Genomic DNA, 12,752 nt, shown 5'->3' with positions numbered 1-12,752 from the left:
TGGGCCAGAGCCGGGGCGGCCTGCGGTGCGGCCTGCTCGGGAGCGGGCGGCGCGGGCTGCTCGGCCGCGCGGGCGGGCGCACCGTACACCGTGGACGAGCGGGCGATCGGCGGCGCCGCGTGCGGCTCCGCCGGGGTGGGCTGGGCGCCGGGCACGGTCACCCGGGCGGTGGCCCGCGCGGCACCGGCCGCGGGCTGCGCGGGCGGTGGGGGAGGCGGCGACATCGGCGCGGCTGCCGGAGCCTCCTCGGCGGGCGCGGACGCGGTGGCAGAGCCGTACACCCGGCCCTGGGGCTTGGGTGTAGCGGCCGGCGCGTCCTCGGCGGGGCTCACCCGACTCGCGGCCGGCACCGAGACGGAGGCGACCCCGGCCGAGGCGCGCGCCACCGACGGCGGCGGCGTGACCGGAATGGCCGGCGGCGTGCTGACCGGCGTCGTCGGCGCGGGCGGCGAACTGACCGGACCCGCGCTCGGCGGCGGGCTCACCGGGGCGGCGGCGGCGACGGGCTCGTACGCGGGAGCCGCCGGCGCGGGCTCGTACGACGAGGCGGGCTCGTAAGACGGCGCAGGTTCGTAGGACGAGGCAGGCTCGTACGCAGGCGCGGGCTCGTAGGACGGCGCGGACTCGTACGCCGGAGCGGGCGACGAGGCGGGCTCGTAAGACGGGGCCGGTTCGTAAGACGGCGCAGGCGCGGGCTCATACGACGAGGCGGGCTCATATGACGGCGCAGGCTCGTACGACGACGGCGCGGGCTCGTAGGAGGAGGCGGGCTCGTAGGACGGCGCGGGCTCGTAGGACGAGGTCGGCGTGTACGGAGCGGGTTCGAAGGCCGGGGCCGGCTCGTACGCGGGCGGCGGCTCGTAGGCCGGGGCGGCCGGAGCCTCCGGCTCGGGGTCCATCAGCGCGGCGACCGCGGGCGGCGGGGTCCACGGGCCGGACGGCGCGCTGGGCTTGGGCGACTCACCGGCGGCGAACGCGGCCCAGGAGCCCGACGCGGTGGCCGGCTCGGCCGGGGCCGGCTCGAAGGCGGGCGCGGCCGGGGGCTGCTCCTGCGGCTTGCTGAAGTCGGAGTAGTCGGGCCAGGCCTGCTCCGCGGCGGGCGCGGCGGCGGCCGACTGCCAGGGCTGCTCGGCGGCGGGCTCGGCCTGCCACGGCTGCTCGGCGGGGGTGGACCAGTCCTGGGACGCGGCCCACTCCGGCTGCGCCTGCGGCGTCGACCAGTCGGGCTCGGCAGCCGGCGCCGAGGTGACGAAAGGTTCGTGCGCCGCGAACGACGACGACATCTCGTGGCGTACGCCGGGGATCGGCACGACGGCCGGAGCCGGCACGTACGGCGCTCCGTCGCCGGTCGGCGCGGCGGCCGGGGGCTCGGCGGGGAACCCGCCGAATGCGGGCGGGGCCTGGTCGGCGACCGAGTCCGGCGGGAACGCCTCCTCCGGCGCGCTGCCGTACGGAGTGAACACCGGGAACTCGTCGGGTGCCGGCGGCGCCTCGAACAGGCCGAATCCGCTCTTGCGCTCGGCTGCGTCAGCCGGCGGCCAGCCGGGCTGCTGCGGTGCCTCGGACGTCATACGCGCACGCCTCCTTCTCTCTCGCCAGCCCTGGAGACGCCCGCGCGGAAACAACGCAGGGGTCATGAGCCGAGGGGTGGCGGCCGTGCCCACCGTACCGGTACTCCCGCGCGACCGGAATACGGGAGGTGGGTTCACGTCGGTGGCCTGGCACGGCCGGGAAAGCATTGCGGCCCCTGTCGCCGGATGGCGCGACAGGGGCCGCAACGCTCTTGGAGGAGGAGAAAAGTTTCAGTGCAGGCGTACGAACACGGCTGCCATCGGGTCACCGAGTTCCGCGGCGCGGCGACGCTGCGCGCGCTCGGCGTGGGTGCGCTCGAGGTGGATCTGCTCGGCGCTGCGGCTCCGCGTCCGCATCTTCTTCATGATGCTCATACCAACTATTACATCGCATGGAGCCCCACTAAATCCAACGATTATTCGGTGAGCTGCGCCACCAGCCGACGATTCTAAGGTGAACCCGTCATGTCCGTGGCGTGATCGCCGCCAGTAGTTCAGGTTGCCGGTGGTCGAGGATGTCACCGGCGGTCAGCAGGCCGAGCCAGATCGCACCGGCCGCGTACGCCAGCCCGACCGGTAGCGCGAGCACCGCCCCGAGCGACCCGCCGAGCAGCACCAGCAGCAGCACCGGCAGCGCCAGCACCATGCCCGCCAGCCACGCGGCCATCGCCAGGAAACTCTTCGCGACGCCGGTGCCGGTGTTGATCGCGAACGGGTTCTGGTTCTCCGGCAGCGAGTACGCCGCCCACACCGACACGTGCATCGCGCAGGCCAGCCCGGTGCCGTACGCGGCGAACAGCGTGCCGACCATGACCGGCAGCAGCAGCAGGTCCCCGCGCAGCACCGCGTTGAGCACGGCGAGGCCGAGCAGCAGCGGCACGATGTACCAGGAGTACGCCACGGTCCTGGCCCGCAGCTCCAGCCGGCCCGACACCCCGGACACCACGTGCATCGCGTACGCCGTGCCGTCGTAGCCGAACTGGTTCGCGATGCCGAGCCCGGCCAGCGCGCCGACCAGCACCATGGAACCGCCGTTCACGCTCTGCGCGACGACGTTGCCACCGGCGCCCGGACCGAGGTTCATGACGACCGGCAGGAACACCCCGATCACCGCGAACGTGATCAGGCTGGCCCGCCGCCGCACGTCGCGTACCCAGTAGCGCAGCTCGCGGACCACCATCGCGCCGTACGCGGTGCGCGGCTGCCGGCTGCGCCCGAAGAACCGGGCGACCGGGGCGCCGGTGGCCGCCCGCACCCGGACCTCGCCACCCCCGGCCGTGCCGAGCATCGCCGACTCCAGCGAACGCGACCACCACCACGCCAGCAGCAGGATCGTCACGGCGGTCACGGCCAGCCGCGCCGCGACCGCAGCCCAGCGCCCCTGCACCGCGTCCAGGCCCACGACGTACGGCGCCGCCAGCGGGGTCCAGCCGAGCACGTCGGCGAGGGCGGCCAGGCGCTGCGTGCCGACCTGCTGCGCGCCCGAGGTGAGCAGGAACTGCAGCGGGCCCAGCGACGCGGCGAGCACGGCGAGCACCACCGCGGCCAGGTCGCGGGTCCGCCGCGACCGCAGCGCGCGGGAGAACCCGCTGGTCACGGCCCGGCTCACCACCACACACAGCAGCAGTCCGAGCAGCACGCCGACGGCGGCGGCCACCGCGGGCAGCGGGCCCCCGGCGATGCCCGCGCCGATGGCCAGCCCTGAGGTCGCCAGCAGGGTGCCGAACGCGGGCACCCCCAGCAGCGCGGCGACCAGCAGCCCGCGCAGCAGCGTGGCCCGGGGCACCGGCAGCAGCGCGAAGCGGCCGGGCTCCAGGGTCTCGTCGACACCGAACCAGACCAGCGGCATCAGGATCCAGCCGAGCACCAGCACCGTCCCGCCGAGCGCAGGGACCACCGCCGCCCAGTCCGGCCCGTTCGGCAGGTACGGGACCAGGAAGAACAGCGCCGCCATGGTGCCGTAGAACAGCGCGCAGAGCAGGCCGATCACGAACAGGGCGATCTTGCCAGGGCGGCCGCGGAAGCCGTTGCGCAGCACGCGCAGCTTCAGCCGGGCGAAGGTCAGAGCCATGACAGCTCCGAGCCGGTCGAGGTGCGCCCGCCGACCACCGCGACGAAGGCCTCCTCCAGGGAGCGCCCATCGCGTACCTCGTCGAGGGTGCCGACGGTGCTGATCCGGCCGCTCGCCATGATCGCGACGTGGGTGCACAGCCGTTCCACCACCTCCAGCACGTGGCTGGAGAAGATGACGGTGCCGCCGCCGGCGACGTAGCGGGTGAGGATGTCGCGGATGGTCGCGCCGCTGACCGGGTCGACGGCCTCGAACGGCTCGTCGAGCACCAGCAGGCGGGGTGCGTGCAGCAGGGCGCAGGCCAGCGCGATCTTCTTCTTCATGCCGGCCGAGTAGTCGACGACCAGGGTGCGCCCGGCGTCGGTCAGCGCCAGCACGTCCAGCAGCTCGGTGACCCGCGCGTCGATGACGTCGGGCGCCATGCCGCGCAGCAGGCCCTGGTAGGTGAGCAGCTCGGTGCCGTCGAGCCGGTCGAAGAGGCGTACGCCGTCGGGCATCACGCCGATCAGCGACTTCGCCTGGACCGGGTCCTGCCACACGTCGTGGCCGAGCACCAGGGCCCGGCCGGCGTCCGGCCGCAGCAGGCCGACGGCCATGGACAGGGTGGTGGTCTTACCGGCTCCGTTCGGCCCGAGCAGGCCGAAGAACGAGCCCGCCGGCACGGTCAGGTCCACGCCGTCCACGGCGACCTTGGTGTCGAACCTCTTGACCAGCCCCTGGAGGGCGAATGCACTGTCCTCGATCACGCGTCCGACTGTAGACGCGCGGCGCCTGCCCGTCGCCCCTCGCGAGAGGCGACGGGCAGGCGCGGGATCACCTCTTCGCGTTGAGGCGCTCGGACTCGTTGCAGGCCTGGCCGGCCCCCATGACGTACATGTCCTCCAGCAGCTCGGCGGCCTGGGCCCGGCTGAGATTCCAGGAGTACCACTGGTCCGGGTCGGCCTTCAGGTCGCGGATGACCCAGCTCAGCGCGCAGCTGCGGTACGGCTCCGGCAGCTCGGCGAGAGCCGGCGCCGCGTCGGGGCCGAGCGCGCGCAGGTACCAGAAGTCGATCTTCTGGAAGCGCTCGACGTTCTGCTCCGCGATGAAGTGCTCGGGGTTCGCGACGCCCAGGAACAGCAGCAGCCCGGCGAAGCCGGCCACCGCCGCCCGCGGGAACCACGAGGCCCGCAGCTTCCACCCGGCCAGCGCGATCAGGATGAACACGCCGCCCAGGTAGAGCTCGACCGAGCCGAAGAACAGCCGCTCCCGGGTCCAGCCGTAGGTGTTCTGGTAGAGCCACATGCGCCAGACCGCGGAGCCGACGATCACCATGCTCAGCAGCACGAGCGCGCCCAGCAGGGTACGCAGCAGAACCCGGTCCTGGCGGGTCTCCTTCGCCGCCCAGCGCGACACCAGGCCGATGACGACCAGGGTCAGCATGGTCACCACGAGCAGCTGGCCGAAGCCCTGCACCGCGTACTCCGAGAAGGTCAGCCCGCTGGTCTTCTGGATGTAGGCCTTGTCGCCGAAGAAGAAGCGCAGCTGCACCGCAACGAACGCGCCGAACAGCAGCACCAGGCCGCCGAGCGGCAGGGCCACCTCGATGCGGCCGATGCGCCGCGTCGCGGGGCGCTCCAGCCCGGACAGGTCCGGCGGGGCCAGCACCGTGAAGATCGCACCGGCGGTGATCAGGCCGCCGATCGCGGTGTACAGCACACCACGGAAGACCGCGCGGGCGTTGAGCTCGGGCAGGATGTCGCCCAGCAGGGTCGCGAACGCGGCGTCGGCCGAGGCGAACAGCGCACCGAAGACGACCAGCAGCACGAACGTGACGATCAGCGACAGCACCACGCGCCCTGCGGTGCCGCTCCTCTCCCGCGTCTGCTGCCAGGCGCGCGCCCCCCGGGCCAGCCACGGGATGGCCCGGAAGAACGCCAGCGGCACCGCCAGCGCGCCGACGACGACGGCCCGCACCGAGTGCCCGCCGGCCACCGCCAGCGAACCGCAGGCGATCGCGCCGAGCACGCAGAACACGAACAGCCAGCCCGCGTCGCGGAAGGTGCCGACGGCCAGCAGCGCCACGGCGAGCACCGCCCAGCCGACCCGGATCCAGCGCTCCAGCGCCGTGTCCGGCTTCGGGCCGAACCGTGCCGCGTGCCAGACCGCGCCCGTCATCACCAGGCCCACCAGCAGCCAGCCGATGCCGGGGCGGCTCAGCGGCAGCGCGATGGCGGTGGCCAGGCCACCGACCAGCGCGGCGATCCAGGCCGCCGGCCCGCCCGCGTAGTCCGGCCCCTGCCAGCGTGTCTGCAGGAAACCAGGCGGGGGCGGCGGCAGTGGCGAGAACCGGGCCATGTCGGCCGGGTACGTCTGCGGGGGCACCGCGGTCGTCGCGGGGGCCGGGGCCGGCGTCTTTGCCACGGCGGCGGTGCTGTCCTCGGCCGTCGCCGGCGCGGGGTCCGGTGCGGTCCACGTTTCGGCAGCGGGAGCCTGTTCGGTCCCCGTGACCTGCGCGTCCGGGCTCGCGGACGAGCCCGCGTCGGCGGCTGGCGGCGACGACTCGGGCGGCGGTGAGCTGTCAGGCTGCGCTGGGGTGTCCGGAGAGGTGTCTGACATCGTTGGCTCCGACTTCTGCGGGCGACTGATGAGGCATGGACTTCTGGGGCAGGGTGATGCGGACGCGGCAGCCGGTCCCGCCGGGCGGGTCGACGATCGCGATCGTGCCGTGGTGCAGTTCCACCGCCCAGCGGGCGATGGCGAGGCCGAGTCCGGTGCCGCCGTCGGACGACTCGGCGCTCTTGCCCCGGGTGAAACGCTCGAAGACCCGCTCCCGGAGGGCGGGCGCGATGCCCACTCCCTGGTCGAGCACCTCGAAGACGGTCTGCGTGCCGGTCGGGCGGGCGCTGACGGTGACCAGCCCGCCGGCCGGGCTGTGCCGGGCCGCGTTCTCCAGCAGGTTCGCGAAGACCTGGTGCAGGCGCGCCGGGTCGGCGCTGATGGTGTGCGGGGTGACGTCGTGCAGCCGGAACCGGGTCGCCGGGGCGTTCAGGCTCGCCTCCTCGACCACCCGGGCCAGGAACTCCGCCACCGGCATCGGCTCCCGGCGCAGGGCTGCCGCGCCCGCGTCGACCTTCGACAGGTCCAGCAGCTCGGTCACCAGGCGGGCCAGCCGCTCGGTCTGCGCCAGTGCGGTGCGCAGCGTCGCCGGGTCGGCCTCGCTCACCCCGTCGACGATGTTCTCCAGCACCCCGTGCAGCGCGGTGATCGGCGTACGCAGCTCGTGCGACACGTTCGCGATCAGCTCGCGCCGCTGCTGGTCGCTGGCGGCGAGGTCGGCCGCCATCAGGTTGAACGCGCGGGCCAGCTCGCCCACCTCGTCCCGGCTGGTGGCGCGCACCCGGCGGCTGTAGTCGCCCCGGGCCATCGCCCGTGCCGCCGCGGTCATCTCGCGCAGCGGCTTGGTCATGCCGTGCGCCAGCACCTGCAGCGTGATCAGCCCGACCAGGGCCGCGGAGATGGCGACCGGCCAGTTGACGAAGCCGAGCCGGCCCCAGAACACCAGCAGGCCGGTCGCGCCGGAGATGCCGAGCAGGATGGCCAGCTTCAGCTTGATCGACCGGAACGGGTCGAGCGGGCGGGGCAGCCGGTCCAGCACCCGGTTGGACAGCACGATCAGCGGCCCCAGCACGCGGTACATGGGGTGGGTGAGCCAGTCGAGGACGCGTTCGATCACGTGGTTTCGGCTTCCAGGGCGTATCCGACTCCGTGCACCGTGCGAATCAGGTCGGCACCCAGCTTGCGGCGCAGCGCCTTGATGTGGGAATCGACCGTGCGGGTGCCGTAGCCCTCGGCCCAGCCCCAGATCTCGGCCAGCAGCCGCTCCCGCGGCAACACCGACCGGTGCCGTTCGGCGAGGTACACCAGCAGGTCGTACTCGGTCGGGGTGAGGTGCGCCTCGGCCCCGTCCCGACGCACCCGGCGCTCGGAACGGATGATCTCCAGGGGACCGAGCTTGATCGGGGCGTCCGGCGCGGTGGACCGGTCGGCCCGGCGCAGCAGCGCGTGCACCCGGGCGGCGAGCACCCGCATCGAGAACGGCTTGGTGAGGTAGTCGTCGGCGCCCACGGCCAGCCCGACCAGCAGGTCGTTCTCGTCGTCACGGGCGGTCAGCATGAGCACCGGCACCGGCCGCTGCGCCTGCACCCGCCGGCAGACCTCCAGCCCGTCGAAGCCCGGCAGCATCAGATCCAGCACGATCAGATCCGGCTTCAACCGCCCCGCGGCCTCCACCGCGGCGGGACCGGTCCCGGCATGCGCCACCGCGAAACCCTCGGCCCGCAGCCGCGCGATCACCGACCCGGCGATGGTGGGATCGTCCTCCACCACCAGGACCCGACGTTCACTCATGACCAGGGACTGTAGCGGCCACCTGTGCTCAACCTCAGTCCCAGTTGTGAAGGACTTGTGCGCGGGACCGGTTCGAGCGCCTCGCGACGCTCGCCCGCCGTCGTTCATTTGACCTGGGGAAGCTTCCTCACCGCGGATTCGTGCTGCACTCTGGAGATGTCACACGGGCACCGATAGAGAGGACGGGTGACAACGATGACCCATCCGCTGCTCCGGCCTCAGCCGCTGCGCGCCTGGCAGTTCGAGGACCTTCTCGACACTCCCGACGACGGCTACCGGTACGAGATCTTCGACGGGACCCTGCTCGTGACCCCACCACCCCCCATGGCCCACTTCGCGACGTTGTATCGCCTGCGCAGGCTGCTGGAATCGCAGGCACCCGCACATCTTGTGGTCGGGGAGAACCTCGGGGTGCTACGGCGTGACGCCAATTCCTACTTCATCCCCGACCTCGTGATCTTCGACGCCGACCTGCTCAGCAGTTCGGTGGCGGCGTTGCCACCGACTGCGGCGAAGCTGGTCGTCGAGGTGGTTTCGCCCAGCAATCCCAGCACCGACCTGGTGCTCAAGCGCGCCGGATACGCCATGGTCGGCGTGCCGGAGTACTGGATAGTCGAGCCCAGCGTCAGGGAAGTCCAGGTGCTGGCCCAACCCGGCCCCAAGGGCTACCTCATCCAGGAGAAGCGCACCGGCTTGATGAGTGGCACCGTGCCGTTTCCATACGAGCTGGATCTGGACGTGATCTTCGCCTGAAACGGGAACGGCCGGGCAGCCCGCAGGCTGCCCGGCCATTCCCGTTTCAGGTCTTCGTCAGTACGCGCCCTTGCGGCGGAGCACGACGCCGACGGTGCGCCACAGGATGCTCAGGTCGTACGCCAGGGACCAGTTGTCGACGTAGTAGAGGTCCAGGCGGACCGCCTCGTCCCAGCTCAGGTCGGAGCGGCCGGAGACCTGCCACAGGCCGGTCATGCCGGGCCGCACCAGCAGCCGGCGCCGCACGTCGCCCAGGTAGTCGCCGTCGTCGGCGGGCAGCGGGCGCGGGCCGACCAGCGACATCTCGCCCTTGAGCACGTTGATCAGCTGGGGCAGCTCGTCGATCGAGCTGGCCCGCAGGAAGCGCCCGACCGGCGTGACCCGCGGGTCGTCGCGGATCTTGAAGAGCATGCCGTCGCCCTCGTTCTGGGCTTCGAGCTTGCTCTTGCGCTCCTCGGCGTCGGTGTACATGGTGCGGAACTTCCACACCTTGAACACCCGGCCCTCGTGGCCGACCCGCAGCTGCCGGAAGAACGCCGGGCCGCGGTCGGTGATCGAGATGGCCAGCGAGATCACCAGCAGCAGCGGGGCGAGCAGCACCAGGCCGATGAAGGCAGCGATGCGGTCCAGTGAGTTCTTGGCCAGCCAGGCCATGCCGGAGAGCTTGGGCTCCTCGACGTGCAGCAGCGGCAGGCCCTCGATCGGGCGGATGTGCACCCGGGGTCCGGCGATGTCGGTGAGCTGCGGCGCGACCACCAGGTCGATGCCGGTGCCCTCCAGCTGCCAGGCGAGGCGGCGCAGCTCGTCGGGTTCCGCGCCGGCCGAGCCGCACACCGCGATCGTGTCGGCGCGCAGCTCGTGCACGAGGTCGACGAGGTCGCGCCCGTAGTGCACCGGCACCGGGGCCTGCGCGCGGCGGGAGGCCGGCAGGTGCTCGGAGAGGTGGATGGCGACGGGCACCAGCCCGGCCTTCGGGTTGCGCGAGACGACCTTGTACACGAACAGCGTCTCGGGCAGCGAGCCGATCAGCAGCATCCGGTACGTGGCCAGCCTGCCGCGGCGGCGCACGACATACAGGGCGCGGCGGGCCAGCAGGCGCATGCCGAAGATGTACGCCATCGCGGCGATGATCACGAAGCCGACGGTGCCGCGGGACAGGCCCTCGTCCTGGCCCGCCTTCTGGAAACCGAAGGCTAGGAAGGACACGGTCGCGGCGACGGCGATGGTCGCGCGGAAGACCCGCTTGAACTCGTCGGTGCCCAGGCCGATCACGCGCCGGTCGTACGCGCCGTTGCCCCAGAGCAGCAGCAACCAGATCAACGGCATCATGCCGTATGCGACCAGCTGGAACTGCGCGATCTGGTCGAAACCGGAGGTGACCCGGTTGTTCGCGAACTGCGAGATCGCGGTCCAGCTCGCCGCCATGGCGCAGAGCAGGTCACCGATGACCAGGCAGAGGATGTACGGCCGGTGCCAGCGGGCGCGGCGCGCGGTGCCCCGGGCGAACGCGTTGCGGGCGACGCCGTTGGTCTTCGGCACGGGGGGCAACTCGTATCGGTCGGCTACGTAATCCGGGACGTTCGACCGCTTGGGCACGGTGGTCGGGTGCTTCAGGCTCGTCGTCACCTCACCTGGGTCCTCCCGTGCGTCACGTTCCTGCCCGGTGGCGCCGGCAGGCGTTGCAGCCCTGCGGTCGGAACGTGCGGCAGGACGGGTGTCGCCCACAACGTTCAGTCTCGCATGGTTTGTCCGGGGTTAGCGGAGACACCGTGTTGCCGATGCGTCCGAACACCCCAGGACCGGGACACTATACGAACTGGGCTGTGCGTGACACTAGCGCAGGAGTTTGGAAAGTCGGCGATCTGCGAGCGGTTTTCCACCGGTTTGGCAGGTAGGGCAGTACTGCAGGCTCGAATCGGCGAACGACACCTCACGCACCGTATCGCCGCAGACGGGGCACGGCTGCCCGGTGCGCCCGTGTACCCGCAGGCCGGCCCGCTTCTCCGATTTCAGGGTGGCGGCCTTCTGCCCGACCGAGCGCTCCAGCGCCTCGGTCAGCACCTGCTGGATCGCGCTGTGCAGGCTCTCCAGCTGCTCGGGCGTCAGCCGGTCCGCCCGCGCGTACGGCGACAGCCGCGCCACATGCAGGATCTCGTCGGAGTACGCGTTGCCGATCCCCGAGAGCACCTGCTGGTCCCGCAGCACCCCCTTGATCTGGGAGTTGAGCGGGCGCAGCAGCTCGGTCAGCCCGGCCAGGTCCAGGCCCAGCGCGTCCGGCCCGAGCCGGGCGATGCCGGGCACCTGGTTCACGTCGGTCACCAGATACGCGGAGAGCTTCTTGCGGGTGCCGGCTTCGGTCAGGTCGAAGCCCGACCCGTCGTCCAGCCGCACCCGCAGCGCGATCGGCCCGCTGCCCGGCTTGAGCAGGGTGTCCGGCAGCGCGTCGCGGTAGTGCAGCCAGCCCGCGCGGGCCAGGTGGATCACCAGGTGCAGGTCCCCCAGCTCGATGTCGAGGAACTTGCCGTGCCGGCCGGCGCCGGTGATCGTCAGTCCATGGGTCGCGGACAGGGGCGGGTCGAACGTCTTCAGGGCGCTGATCGCAGACACGTCGACCCGCTCGACGCGCCGGCCGACCGCTCGCTCACGCAGGTACGCGGCGAGCGCCTCCACCTCGGGCAACTCGGGCACGGCGCTAACGCTACCGTTCTATGGTCAGCCGAGCAGAGAGCAGGAAACCGTTGAAGGTCGTCGTCGCCCACAATCGGTACCGCTCCGAGCTGCCTTCGGGCGAGAACGTCATCGTGGATCTGGAGATGGCGCAGCTGGAGGCGGCCGGAGTGACCGTGCTGCCGTTCCTGCGCAGCTCGGACGACATCCCGTCGCTGTCGGCCGCGCAGAAGGTGCTGCTGCCGATCTCCCCGATCTGGGCCCCGTCGGCGCAGAAGGACCTGGCCCGGCTGCTGCGCGAGCAACGCCCCGACGTGTTGCACCTGCACAACCCGTACCCCCTGCTCTCGCCCTGGGTGGTGCGCACCGCGCACGCGCACGGCGTGCCGGTGGTGCAGACGGTGCACAACTACCGCCAGGTGTGCGCGCCCGGCCTGTACTTCCGCGACGGCCACGCCTGCCACGAGTGCCGCGGCAAGGCGTTCGCGCTGCCCGCGATCAAGCACAAGTGCTACCGCGGCTCCACGGCGCAGAGCGCGATCATGGCCACCACGCTGGCGGTGCACCGCTCGACCTGGCGCTCGGTGGACCGCTACATCGCGCTCACCGAGGCCATCGCCGGGCACCTGCGCGACTACGGCATCACCGACCGCCAGATCACCGTCAAGCCGAACGCGGTCGAGGACCCGGGCCCACCGCCGATGGTGGCGGGTGACGGGCTGCTCTTCGCCGCCCGGCTGTCCCCGGAGAAGGGGCTCGGCCTGCTGCTGGACGCCTGGCGGCGGCACCCCGACGGCTCGCTGGGCCGCCTGCGCATCGCCGGCGACGGCGAGCTGCGCGGGCTGGCCGAGCAGGTGGCCGCGGAGCGGGCCGACATCGAATACCTCGGCCCGATGGACCGGATGGGGGTACGCGCCGCGCTGCGCACCTCGGCGATGGTGGCCGTGCCGTCGACCTGGCACGACGTGCTGCCGACCGCGATCATCGAGGCGCTGGCGAACGGTCGGCCGGTGCTCGGCAGCAACCTCGGCGGCATCCCGTACCTGATCGACACCGCCGGGTTCGCGGTCCCGCCCACCGTCGACGACTGGGCCGCCGCCCTACCCGACGCCCTCAAAGCCGCCCCCACCCTCACCGACGTAGCCCGCCGCCGCTACCTCGACACCTTCCACCCCGACGTCGTCACCACCCAACTCCTCGCGGTCTACGACTCCCTCCGCCGCCCCTGACCCCGCCCTCGTGCACAACTCTTAAAAACTTGCGCTCTCAGAAGCTGTCCTAGGGCGCAAGTTTTTAAGAGT

Annotated in this window: 10 protein-coding genes and 1 pseudogene; 2 read left to right on the top strand and 9 right to left on the bottom strand. The window is 72.1% G+C overall.

What is annotated here, in order from left to right; translation table 11 throughout:
• The 7 genes and pseudogenes from ACFQO7_RS14780 to ACFQO7_RS14750 form a co-directional block, all read right to left on the bottom strand.
• Positions 1-1,571 (bottom strand): annotated as a pseudogene (locus ACFQO7_RS14780) (hypothetical protein); the annotation flags it as partial.
• A 231-nt stretch (positions 1,572-1,802) separates the two neighbouring features.
• Positions 1,803-1,928 (bottom strand): hypothetical protein, encoded by a 126-nt coding sequence (locus ACFQO7_RS14775; protein WP_269059019.1) that lies wholly within the window; start codon positions 1,926-1,928, stop codon positions 1,803-1,805.
• A gap of 106 nt (positions 1,929-2,034) precedes the next feature.
• Complete coding sequence (locus ACFQO7_RS14770) at positions 2,035-3,642, bottom strand: ABC transporter permease (protein WP_376806853.1); 1,608 nt, start codon at positions 3,640-3,642, stop codon at positions 2,035-2,037.
• Entirely contained in the window at positions 3,633-4,388 is a 756-nt protein-coding gene (locus ACFQO7_RS14765) for an ABC transporter ATP-binding protein (protein WP_376806852.1), read from the bottom strand. The genes ACFQO7_RS14770 and ACFQO7_RS14765 overlap by 10 nt, the downstream gene beginning before the upstream one ends.
• Before the next feature lie 67 nt (positions 4,389-4,455).
• Positions 4,456-6,240: a DUF4153 domain-containing protein gene (locus ACFQO7_RS14760; RefSeq protein ID WP_376806851.1), complete on the bottom strand. Its 1,785-nt coding sequence runs from the start codon at positions 6,238-6,240 to the stop codon at positions 4,456-4,458.
• Positions 6,203-7,357 (bottom strand): sensor histidine kinase, encoded by a 1,155-nt coding sequence (locus tag ACFQO7_RS14755; protein WP_417281900.1) that lies wholly within the window; start codon positions 7,355-7,357, stop codon positions 6,203-6,205. Before ACFQO7_RS14755 ends, ACFQO7_RS14760 begins: the two co-directional genes overlap by 38 nt.
• Positions 7,354-8,031, bottom strand: a complete 678-nt coding sequence (locus ACFQO7_RS14750) for a response regulator transcription factor (RefSeq protein WP_360523725.1) — start codon at positions 8,029-8,031, stop codon at positions 7,354-7,356. The genes ACFQO7_RS14755 and ACFQO7_RS14750 overlap by 4 nt, the downstream gene beginning before the upstream one ends.
• Before the next feature lie 195 nt (positions 8,032-8,226).
• Here ACFQO7_RS14750 and ACFQO7_RS14745 point away from each other — a divergent pair, with 195 nt between their 5' ends.
• On the top strand, positions 8,227-8,784 hold the full coding sequence (locus ACFQO7_RS14745) for a Uma2 family endonuclease (RefSeq protein ID WP_361046534.1): 558 nt from the start codon (positions 8,227-8,229) through the stop codon (positions 8,782-8,784).
• A 57-nt stretch (positions 8,785-8,841) separates the two neighbouring features.
• On the opposite strand, the gene ACFQO7_RS14740 is transcribed toward ACFQO7_RS14745, so the two are convergent.
• Positions 8,842-10,380 (bottom strand): sugar transferase, encoded by a 1,539-nt coding sequence (locus ACFQO7_RS14740; RefSeq protein WP_360524157.1) that lies wholly within the window; start codon positions 10,378-10,380, stop codon positions 8,842-8,844.
• A 237-nt stretch (positions 10,381-10,617) separates the two neighbouring features.
• Positions 10,618-11,472, bottom strand: coding sequence for an Fpg/Nei family DNA glycosylase (locus ACFQO7_RS14735; RefSeq protein WP_376806850.1), 855 nt, complete (start codon positions 11,470-11,472; stop codon positions 10,618-10,620).
• 50 nt (positions 11,473-11,522) lie between these two features.
• On the opposite strand from ACFQO7_RS14735, the gene ACFQO7_RS14730 reads away from it, so the two are divergent.
• Positions 11,523-12,680, top strand: a complete 1,158-nt coding sequence (locus tag ACFQO7_RS14730) for a glycosyltransferase family 4 protein (protein ID WP_376806849.1) — start codon at positions 11,523-11,525, stop codon at positions 12,678-12,680.
• Positions 12,681-12,752 lie beyond the last annotated feature (72 nt).

Origin of the sequence: Catellatospora aurea, assembly GCF_042663325.1 — a bacterium.
Taxonomy (GTDB): domain Bacteria; phylum Actinomycetota; class Actinomycetes; order Mycobacteriales; family Micromonosporaceae; genus Catellatospora; species Catellatospora aurea.
The sequence above is the reverse complement of the archived record's forward strand: the minus strand, read 5'-3'. Positions and strand labels throughout refer to the sequence as shown.